General features: G+C 67.9%; 12 protein-coding genes. 4 read left to right on the forward strand and 8 right to left on the reverse strand.

What is annotated here, in order from left to right:
* Nucleotides 1-14: 14 nt before the first annotated feature.
* Nucleotides 15-1235, reverse strand: coding sequence for an acetyl-CoA C-acetyltransferase (locus VFF46_RS10150; RefSeq protein WP_325036809.1), 1221 nt, complete (start codon nucleotides 1233-1235; stop codon nucleotides 15-17).
* Between the two features lie 13 nt (nucleotides 1236-1248).
* On the reverse strand, nucleotides 1249-2394 hold the full coding sequence (locus VFF46_RS10155; protein WP_325036810.1) for an acyl-CoA dehydrogenase family protein: 1146 nt from the start codon (nucleotides 2392-2394) through the stop codon (nucleotides 1249-1251).
* A gap of 97 nt (nucleotides 2395-2491) precedes the next feature.
* On the opposite strand from VFF46_RS10155, the gene VFF46_RS10160 reads away from it, so the two are divergent.
* A complete protein-coding gene (locus tag VFF46_RS10160; protein WP_325036811.1) occupies nucleotides 2492-3091 on the forward strand; it encodes a TetR/AcrR family transcriptional regulator in 600 nt (199 codons plus the stop codon).
* Between the two features lie 40 nt (nucleotides 3092-3131).
* Here the strand turns inward: VFF46_RS10160 and VFF46_RS10165 are convergent, their stop codons facing one another.
* Nucleotides 3132-3701, reverse strand: a complete 570-nt coding sequence (locus VFF46_RS10165; RefSeq protein ID WP_325036812.1) for a YceI family protein — start codon at nucleotides 3699-3701, stop codon at nucleotides 3132-3134.
* Nucleotides 3702-3854: 153 nt separating this feature from the next.
* On the opposite strand from VFF46_RS10165, the gene VFF46_RS10170 reads away from it, so the two are divergent.
* The gene (locus VFF46_RS10170; RefSeq protein WP_325036820.1) at nucleotides 3855-4313 is read left to right on the forward strand and encodes a MarR family winged helix-turn-helix transcriptional regulator; all 459 of its coding nucleotides are present in this window, start codon (nucleotides 3855-3857) and stop codon (nucleotides 4311-4313) included.
* A gap of 7 nt (nucleotides 4314-4320) precedes the next feature.
* Here the strand turns inward: VFF46_RS10170 and VFF46_RS10175 are convergent, their stop codons facing one another.
* Nucleotides 4321-5688, reverse strand: a complete 1368-nt coding sequence (locus VFF46_RS10175) for an NAD(P)/FAD-dependent oxidoreductase (RefSeq protein ID WP_325036813.1) — start codon at nucleotides 5686-5688, stop codon at nucleotides 4321-4323.
* An 83-nt stretch (nucleotides 5689-5771) separates the two neighbouring features.
* Between VFF46_RS10175 and VFF46_RS10180 the strand changes: the two genes are divergently transcribed.
* A complete protein-coding gene (locus VFF46_RS10180; RefSeq protein WP_325036814.1) occupies nucleotides 5772-6212 on the forward strand; it encodes a MarR family winged helix-turn-helix transcriptional regulator in 441 nt (146 codons plus the stop codon).
* Nucleotides 6213-6253: 41 nt separating this feature from the next.
* Nucleotides 6254-7126, forward strand: a complete 873-nt coding sequence (locus VFF46_RS10185) for an aminoglycoside phosphotransferase family protein (RefSeq protein ID WP_325036815.1) — start codon at nucleotides 6254-6256, stop codon at nucleotides 7124-7126.
* Here the strand turns inward: VFF46_RS10185 and VFF46_RS10190 are convergent.
* The 4 genes from VFF46_RS10190 to VFF46_RS10205 all read right to left on the reverse strand — a co-directional run.
* On the reverse strand, nucleotides 7110-7295 hold the full coding sequence (locus VFF46_RS10190) for a hypothetical protein (RefSeq protein WP_325036816.1): 186 nt from the start codon (nucleotides 7293-7295) through the stop codon (nucleotides 7110-7112). The two genes, VFF46_RS10185 and VFF46_RS10190, sit on opposite strands and share 17 nt — an antisense overlap.
* 1 nt (nucleotide 7296) lies before the next feature.
* Entirely contained in the window at nucleotides 7297-7521 is a 225-nt protein-coding gene (locus VFF46_RS10195) for a hypothetical protein (RefSeq protein WP_325036817.1), read from the reverse strand.
* Nucleotides 7518-7994 (reverse strand): SRPBCC domain-containing protein, encoded by a 477-nt coding sequence (locus VFF46_RS10200; RefSeq protein ID WP_325036818.1) that lies wholly within the window; start codon nucleotides 7992-7994, stop codon nucleotides 7518-7520. Before VFF46_RS10200 ends, VFF46_RS10195 begins: the two co-directional genes overlap by 4 nt.
* Nucleotides 7991-8336, reverse strand: a 346-nt coding sequence (locus tag VFF46_RS10205; protein WP_325036819.1) for a metalloregulator ArsR/SmtB family transcription factor, incomplete at its 5' end; no start/stop codon positions are given. The genes VFF46_RS10205 and VFF46_RS10200, both read right to left, overlap by 4 nt.

The raw sequence follows: 8336 nt of genomic DNA on the forward strand, positions 1-8336 counted from the left end.
GTTCTCCAGCGTCATCAGCTGAGGCGCTCGAGGACGATCGCCATCCCCTGCCCGCCGCCCACGCACATCGTCTCGAGGCCGAACTGCTTGTCCTCGAACTGCAGGCCGTTCACCAGCGTGGTCATGATCCGCGCACCGGTCGACCCGAACGGGTGGCCGAGCGCGATCGCGCCGCCGTGCACGTTCAGCTTGTCCTCGTCGATGCCGAGCTCGCGCGCCGATCCGATCACCTGGACCGCGAACGCCTCGTTGATCTCGACCAGGTCGATGTCGTTGATGCTCATCCCGGCCCGCGCCAGCGCCTGCTTCGACGCCTCCACCGGACCCAGGCCCATGATCTCCGGCGACAGACCGCTGACCCCGGTCGACACGATCCGCGCCAGCGGCGTCAGCCCGAGCTCCCGCGCCTTGGTGTCGCTCATGATCACGACTGCCGCGGCGCCGTCGTTCAGCGGGCAGCAGTTGCCGGCCGTCACGGTGCCGTCGGGGCGGAACACCGGTTGCAGCTGGCTGACCTTCTCCAGCGTCGTACCGGCCCGTGGCCCGTCGTCCTTGCTGACCACGGTCCCGTCCGGCAGCGTCACCGGCGTGATCTCCCGCGCGAAGAACCCGTTGTTGATCGCCTTCTCGGCCAGGTTCTGCGAGCGGACGCCGAACACGTCCTGGTCCGCGCGGGAGATGCCACGCAGCGTTGCGACGTTCTCCGCCGTCTGTCCCATCGCGATGTAGATGTCGGGGATCTGCCCGTCCGCGCGCGGGTCGTGCCAGGTGTCGTTCGTCTCGGCGTACTTCTCGGTCCGCGCGACCGCGTCGGTGAAGACCGGGTTGAACGAGCTCGGGTCCCCGACCCCGGCCGACCCGAAGTTCTTGTACCGCGACACGCACTCGACGCCCGCGCTCACGAAGATGTCGCCCTCACCGGCCTTGATCGCGTGGTAAGCCATCCGCGCGGTCTGCGTCGACGACGCGCAGAACCGGTTCACGGTGGTCGCCGGCGTGTTGTCCCAGCCGAGCTGCACCGCGACCCGGCGGGCCATGTTCCCGCCGTGCTCGTCGTGCGGCTCCGCGCACCCGAGCGCCAGGTCCTCGATCTGGTCCCCGGTCAGCCCGACCTTGTCGACCGCCGCCCTGATCAGCTGTACGGCGAGGTCGTCCGGCCGGATCGTGGTCAGCGATCCCTTGTACGCACGCCCGATCGGCGACCGGGCGGTGGAAACAATCACGGCTTCAGGCATCTGCATGTCCCTCTCAGAGACCGAGATCTCTCCCGATCAGTTCCTTCATGATTTCGTTGCTGCCGGCCCAGATCTTGGTCACCCGGGCGTCCCGCCAGGCGCGCGCCACCCGGTACTCGTTCATGTACCCGTAACCGCCGTGCAGCTGCACGCACGCGTCCAGGATCTCGTTCTGCACCTGGGCGCTCCACCACTTGGTCTTCGCGGCGTCCACCGCGGACAGCCGGTCCTCGTCGTGCGCCACGATCGCGTTGTCGACGTACGCCTGGGTCACCTCGGCCTTGGTGACCAGCTCGGCGATCAGGAACTTGTTGTACTGGAACGAGCCCACCGACTGGCCGAACGCCTTGCGCTGCTTCACGTAGTCGACCGTCTCGGCGAGGATCTGGGTGGCGTGCGCGATGTTCGACACCGCGGCACCGATCCGCTCCTGCGCGAGCCGCTCCATCATGTGGATGAAGCCACGGTCCACCTCGCCCAGGACGTTGTCATCGGCAACGAAGACGTCCTCGAAGAACAGCTCCGACGTACCGGACTCGGTCTGCCCGACCTTGTCGAGCTTGCGGCCGCGGGCGAAGCCCTCCATGCCCTCCTCGACCACGAACAGCGTGATGCCCTTCGCGCCCTTGGCCGGGTCCGTGCGCGCGGCGACGATCACCAGGTCGGCCATGTCGCCGTTCGTGATGAAGGTCTTCGACCCGTTCAGCACCCAGCCGCCGTCGGCCTTCTTCGCACTCGTCTTCAGCGCGGCCAGGTCCGACCCGCCGGACGGCTCGGTCATCCCGATCGCGGCGACGTACTCGCCGGAGCAGAACTTCGGCAGCCAGCGCTGCTTCTGCTCCTCGGTGCCGAGGTCCACGAAGTACGGCGCGGCGCAGTCGTAGTGGATGCCGAAACAGCTCGACAGCGACGCGGAGACCTTCGACACCTCCTCCGCGAACACCGCGTTGAACCGGTAGTCCCCGACGCTCGAACCGCCGTACTCCTCCGGCACGTCGAGCCCGAGGAAGCCCTGCTTGCCGGCCTCCAGCCAGACCGCGCGATCGATCGTCTTCTCGTCGAGGAACTGCTCCATCCGCGGCACCAGCGAGCGGTCGCAGTACTCCTTCGCGCTGGCACGGAATGCGTGATGGTCCTCGTTGAAGATGACGCGATCCATGAGGCCTCCCCAAGGCGTGAGACTAGCGGCGCAGTGTTGCATTTCTCGCTTCGCTAAGCGCTTGCTTAGCTTCACGCGTTTGGTGCAAGGTGTCAACGTGTCCGCAGTCACCGATCCCCTGGTCTGGGAGCACGTCCAGCCGGCCGCGGCCCGCCGGCTGCTGACCGGCGCCGTCGACGCGTTCGCCGAGCGCGGCTTCCAGGCGACGACCACTCGCGACATCGCGTCCCGCGCCGGGATGAGTCCCGCCGCCTTGTACGTGCACTACCCGTCCAAGGAGCGGCTGCTCTTCGAGATCAGCCTGTACGGCCACAAGGCAGCCCTGGACGTACTGCGTTCCGCGGACACCGGCCAGACACCAGTCGACCGGCTGCGCTCTCTTGTCGAGGCCTTCACCGCCTGGCACGCAGAGCACCACACGATCGCCCGCGTGGTGCAGTACGAGCTGGCTGCGCTCTCCCCGGAGCACCTGGCCGAAGTAGCGACGATCCGCCGCGCCATCTCGGCCCAGATCGAGCAGGTACTCACGGACGGGGTCGCCGACGGCTCCTTCGCCGTGACAGACCTCCCCGGCACGACCCTCGCCGTACTGTCGCTGTCGATCGACGTAGCCCGCTGGTACACACCTCACCGCGGCGACCCGGCCACGCTCGGCAAGCTGTACGCCGACCTCGCGCACCGGATGGTCCAGGCATAGCAAAGCCCCGCACCACCTGGTGCGGGGCTTGCCCGGAAGATCAGGCCTGCAGCGCGGCCTGGACGTCGAGGTGGATGTCCACCTTGTCGCCGATCAGCAGCTTGCCGCCCTCCAGCGGGACGTTGAAGTCGATGCCCCACTCCTTGCGGCTGATCGACGCGGAGGCCTCGAAACCGATGATGGTCTGGCCGTACGCGTTCTGGTCGACGCCGAGGAACTCGACCGCGAGCTCGATCGGCTTGGTGACGTCCTTGATGGTCAGCTCGCCGGCCAGGACGTAGTCGTCGCCCTCGGCCTTGATGGCGGTGCTGGTGAAGGTCATCTTCGGGCTCTTCTCGGCGTCGAAGAAGTCGCCGGAGCGCAGGTGCCCGTCGCGCTGCGCGTTGCGGGTGTGCACGGAGGCCAGCTCGACGGCGACGTTCGCCACGGAGTCCTCGATCGTGTCCTTGACGACGATCTCGCCGCTGAAGTCCTCGAACGTTCCGCGGACCTTGGTCATCAGGTGCCGGACGGTGAAGCCGATCTCGGTGTGCGCCGTGTCGATGGCGTAGGTGCCGGCGGCCAGGCCGGGGATCGTGCTGGTCAGGGTGCCGGTGGTGGTGTCGCTCATGAGGTCCTCTCGGGAATGTGGTCCTACTGGTCGGGGGCGACGCAGCCTGGTTCAATAGTTAAAGCTTCAACCGATGACTACGACGGTAGGCAATAACAGTTTAAATGTCAACCACATTCCCGGTACACTGTTCTCGTGACAACGGAGACTGAGATGGACAGGGGGACTCGGTGGCTCGACGCCGAGCAGCAGGTGGCATGGCGGGCCTACCTGCTGGGGACCGCACGCCTGATGGCGAAGCTCGATGACGACCTTCGCCAGTTCGGCCTCGGGATCAACGACTACGAGATCCTCGTCCGGCTCTCCGAGGCGCCCGACCGGCGGCTCCGGATGGCGGACCTGGCCGACCGGCTGCACCAGAGCCGGTCGCGCCTGACCCACACCGTCGGCCGCCTCGAGGCCGCCGAGCTGGTCCGCCGGACCTCGTGCACGAGTGACAAGCGCGGCGTCTGGGCCGAGCTGACCGAGGCCGGGTTCGCCCTGCTCGAGCAGGCCGCGCCGTACCACGTGGACGGCGTCCGGGAGAACCTGGTCGACCTCGCCAGCCCCGAGGACTTCGCCGCGGTCGGCCGCGTGTTCGACGCCGTCTCGGAGCACATCGGCCAGCGCTGACCGCGGCTCACCTGCCGGCCGGGGCCGGGCTGATCTCCAGCGCGGTCTCGTCCCGGTCGGCACCGCGGTACGTCAGCATCGCGTCCCGCATCCGGCGCTTCAGCGGCGGTACGTGGTTCACCGTCCGCATCGCCGAACGCATGCCGGCCAGGATCAGCCGCCCGATCACCGGCTTGTGCATCGGGCCGTCCGCGGTCATCTGGGCGCGCGACTTGATCACAGCATCGAAGCCGTACTCGATCATTTTCGTCTCGTAGTCACGGACTGCGGCGACCAGTTCGCGGCGGCCGTCCCGGACGTCGATCAGCACGCGGCACAGGTTCACGGCATCCCGGAGCGCCGTGTTCGCGCCGACGCCACGGCCCGGCGTCATGGTGTGGATCGCGTCACCGATCAGCGTGACGTTCGTACTCTCCCAGGGCTCCAGCGGCACCGAGGTCCAGATGTTCACCGGGAAGCAGGTGCCCCGATCGGTGAGCTCGAACATCCGGCGCAGGTTCGGGTGCCAGTCCGGCGTCAGGTCGAGCGCGACCTTGACCAGCTCGTCGCCCCTCAGGTCCATGACGTTCGCGGGCAGTTTGTCCCGGGTCGCCGACAGACCCCAGTTGATGTAGTCGCGGGTGTTATCGAACTGCAGCCCCGGCCAGCGCCGGATCAGCTCTTCGGTGTTGCCGCCGATCCCGTGCTTCACCTGACCGTCGCGGCCCCACAGGAACTCCATCACGTGGATGATGCAGAACAGCCCCCGGGGCGCGTTGATCATCGAGATGCCCTCGAACACCTTCGGCGAAACCAGCTTCGCGCTCTCGTCGGTGATCGGCAGCTTGCCCGCGATCGCGATGATGCCGGTCTCCTCGGTCTTCGCCTGCGGCAGGTACTGCCGGCGGACCCGGGACCCCGATCCGTCGGCGCCGACCAGCAGGTCCCCGCTCGCCTCGGTCCCGTCGGCGAAGTACACCGTCACGTGGTCGTCGTACTGCTCGAAGCGGGTGAACTCCTTGCCGAACTCGACCACGTCCTCGAGGCCGGTCAGCAGCACCTGGCGCAGCGTCATCCGGCTGATCGACTTCTCGCTCTCGACCGGGTCCGTCGACGGCGGAACCTCCATCGACAGGACCTCCTTGAAGCCCTCGGTCAGCATGTTGAAGTACTTCGGGTCCCTCGCCTTCGTCGCGACGAACGTGTCGTACAGCTCCGGCGGCAGCAGCGAATGCAGCGCCCGGCTGCCGTCCGGGTCGATCCCCACCCGGTAGCCGTGCAGTCCGTCGGTGCGCAGCGCGTCCCGCTCGAACACCGCCACCTCGATGCCGGCCCGCAGGAGTCCGTGCGCCAGTGCGAGGCCGCCGGTCCCGCCGCCGATTACCAATACCTTCATGTTCTCTCGTCCCTTCAAGTATCTTGGTATCCCGAGTATCTTGGAGATCCGAGAGAAATGCAAGCCCTATGCTGAGGCGGACCATGACAAGTTCCCGCGAAGAGCTCACCGGCGAGATCCAGCAGCGGATGATCCGGCTGATCGCCCAGGTGGTGCTGTACAACCACGCGATCTCGGCGAAGGTCGGGCTCGGTGCGAGCGACTCCCAGTTCATGACGCTGCTGCAGACGTACGGACCGCTGACCCCGCGACAGCTCACCGAGCACACCGGCCTTACATCCGGCACCGTCACCGGCGTCATCGACCGGCTCGAGGCGCACGGTTTCGTCACCCGTCAGCCCGACCCGGCCGACCGCCGCAAGGTCGTCGTCACCCCGTCGATCGAGGCGATCAACGAGCGGCTGGCCCCGCTGTACGCCGACCAGGGCAACCGGCTGGCCGGCGTACTCGCATCGCGCAGCATCGAGGAACTCGAGACGATCTGCGCCTTCCTCGACGACTCGGTCGCTGAAGCTGCGAGCTAAACCGATTGAGGGCAGTCCCGTCCTCGGGGAACCTGCTGGACGTGACCGAACTTCATCAGGACGGCAGGGCCGGTATCGACGCGGCGCTGGTACAGCGGCTGATCGCACAGCAGTTCCCGCAGTGGGCAGACCTGCCCGTGACGCCGGTCGCGGTCGACGGCTGGGACAACCGGACGTACCGGCTGGGCACGGGCCTCACCGCTCGCCTCCCGACGGCCGCGTCGTACGTCGCCGCCGTCGACAAGGAACACACCTGGCTCCCGCGCCTGGCTCCGGAACTGCCCGTCGAGATCCCCGACGCCGTCGCGAAGGGCGAACCCGGCTTCGGCTATCCCTATCCGTGGGCCGTCAGAGCTTGGATCTCCGGCGAGACGGCTTCGCCCGAGACCGTGGACGACCTCGACCAATTTGCCCGCTCGGTCGCAGCCTTCATCCTGGCGCTGCAGAGAGTGGATGCGTCAGACGGACCGCCCGCCGGCGCGCACAGCTTCTACCGGGGCGCGTCGCTGGAGCACTACCACGGCGAGACGGTCGACGCCCTCGCCGTTCTGAAGGACCGGATCGACTCCGATCTGGCGGCTACGGTCTGGGAGGCCGCCCTAGCGGCCACCTGGGACGGACCGCCGGTGTGGTTCCACGGAGACATCTCCCACGGCAACCTCCTGGTCCGCGACGGCCGGCTGTCCGCGGTCATCGACTTCGGTACGTCGGGCGTCGGCGACCCGGCCTGCGACCTGGTGATCGCGTACGGGTTCTTCTCCGGATCGTCCCGTGCGGCCTTCCGCGAAGCGGTCGCCCAGGACGACGCGATGTGGGCCCGCGCCCGCGGCTGGGCCCTGTGGAAGGCGCTCATCACCGAGAACCTCCCGATCATCGAGACCGTCCTGGACGACCACGTCACACGAACGCGCTGACGCCCTCGTACTCCCCCACCGGAGCGGCGCCGACGGTCTCGTACTCGAGCAGCAAGAGCCCACTCGGCGTCGCCTCATGCCGCGTCAACCGCAAGCCCGCAGCCTCCCCCGGCGTCAACAACCGCCGCCCCGCCCCGACGACAGTCGGCGCAACCACCAACCGCACCACATCAACCACCCCAGCACCGAGAAGCGCCCGCCCCAACCGCGCACCGCCCCAGCACCAGCCCGTCCGCCAGCCGCAACCACTCAGCCGCCCGCCGTACGAACACCTCGTCCATGAACGGCACCAACCACCCGCCCCGCGTGAACCCGTCACTCGTGTCCTCGGTCGGCGAACCCGGCCCCTGATACACCCCGTCCAGCGTGACGAACTCCGTGAGTACCAGCTTCATGCCTCGACCACCGCCGCGAGCTGCTTGGTCACGGCGCCCCAGCCGTCAGCGAATCCGAGCTCCTCGTGCAACCCCCGCGCCGCCGCCGATCCGTGCCGCGCGATGATCCGGTACTGCGTTCCTTCCGCGTGATCGGCAAGGAGCACCTCGGCCGTCACCGCGATCGGCTGCGGATCCGCGGGACGCCAGGTGCTGTCGATGGCGTTCGTGAACACCAGCCGCTCGAGCTCTTCCACCACCAGGAAGCTCGCATCGAGATGCGGCTCGAACGCCCTACCGTCCTCGCTCAGTTCGGTCACCATCGCGCCGCCCGGGCGCAACTCGAGGCGCCGTACCCGGCAGATCGCGGGCGCCGGCACCCACCACTGCGCGAACCGCTCCGGATCGCTCCACGCTCTCCAGACCTTGGCCCGCGGCGCCCGAATGACTCGTTCCACGACCAGGTCCAACTCCGGATCGAACTCTGCCTTCACCCGTCCTCCTCGGTCTCTTCGGTCTCTTCCGTGACGAAGCGCGCCAGCCGATCGGTACGCTCCTCCCAGATCCGCCGCTGCTCGGCCAGCCAGTCGTCGACGACGGCCAGCCGTTCCCGGTTCAGCACACAGGTCCGCACCCGGCCGGTCTTGACCGTGCGGATCAGTCCGTTGGACTCCAGCGTCCGGACGTGCTTCATGAACGACGGCAGCGTGATCGGATACTCGGCGGCGAGCTCCCCCACACTGGTCGGGCCGCGCCCTAGCCGCCGGATCACGCTCCGCCGGGTCGGGTCGGCCAGTGCGACGAACACTCCGTCGACCTCATACTGTGCCATGAGG

Origin of the sequence: Kribbella sp., assembly GCF_035655035.1 — a bacterium.
Classification (GTDB): domain Bacteria; phylum Actinomycetota; class Actinomycetes; order Propionibacteriales; family Kribbellaceae; genus Kribbella.

Bases quoted from the DNA above. Each gene is read 5' to 3' on its own strand.
- VFF46_RS10180 (WP_325036814.1), top strand. From the start codon at position 5,772: ATGACAAGTTCCCGCGAAGAGCTCACCGGCGAGATCCAGCAGCGGATG.
- VFF46_RS10170 (WP_325036820.1), top strand. From the start codon at position 3,855: ATGGACAGGGGGACTCGGTGGCTCGACGCCGAGCAGCAGGTGGCATGG.
- VFF46_RS10165 (WP_325036812.1), bottom strand. From the start codon at position 3,701: ATGAGCGACACCACCACCGGCACCCTGACCAGCACGATCCCCGGCCTG.
- VFF46_RS10175 (WP_325036813.1), bottom strand. From the start codon at position 5,688: ATGAAGGTATTGGTAATCGGCGGCGGGACCGGCGGCCTCGCACTGGCG.
- VFF46_RS10150 (WP_325036809.1), bottom strand. From the start codon at position 1,235: ATGCCTGAAGCCGTGATTGTTTCCACCGCCCGGTCGCCGATCGGGCGT.
- VFF46_RS10155 (WP_325036810.1), bottom strand. From the start codon at position 2,394: ATGGATCGCGTCATCTTCAACGAGGACCATCACGCATTCCGTGCCAGC.
- VFF46_RS10195 (WP_325036817.1), bottom strand. From the start codon at position 7,521: ATGAAGCTGGTACTCACGGAGTTCGTCACGCTGGACGGGGTGTATCAG.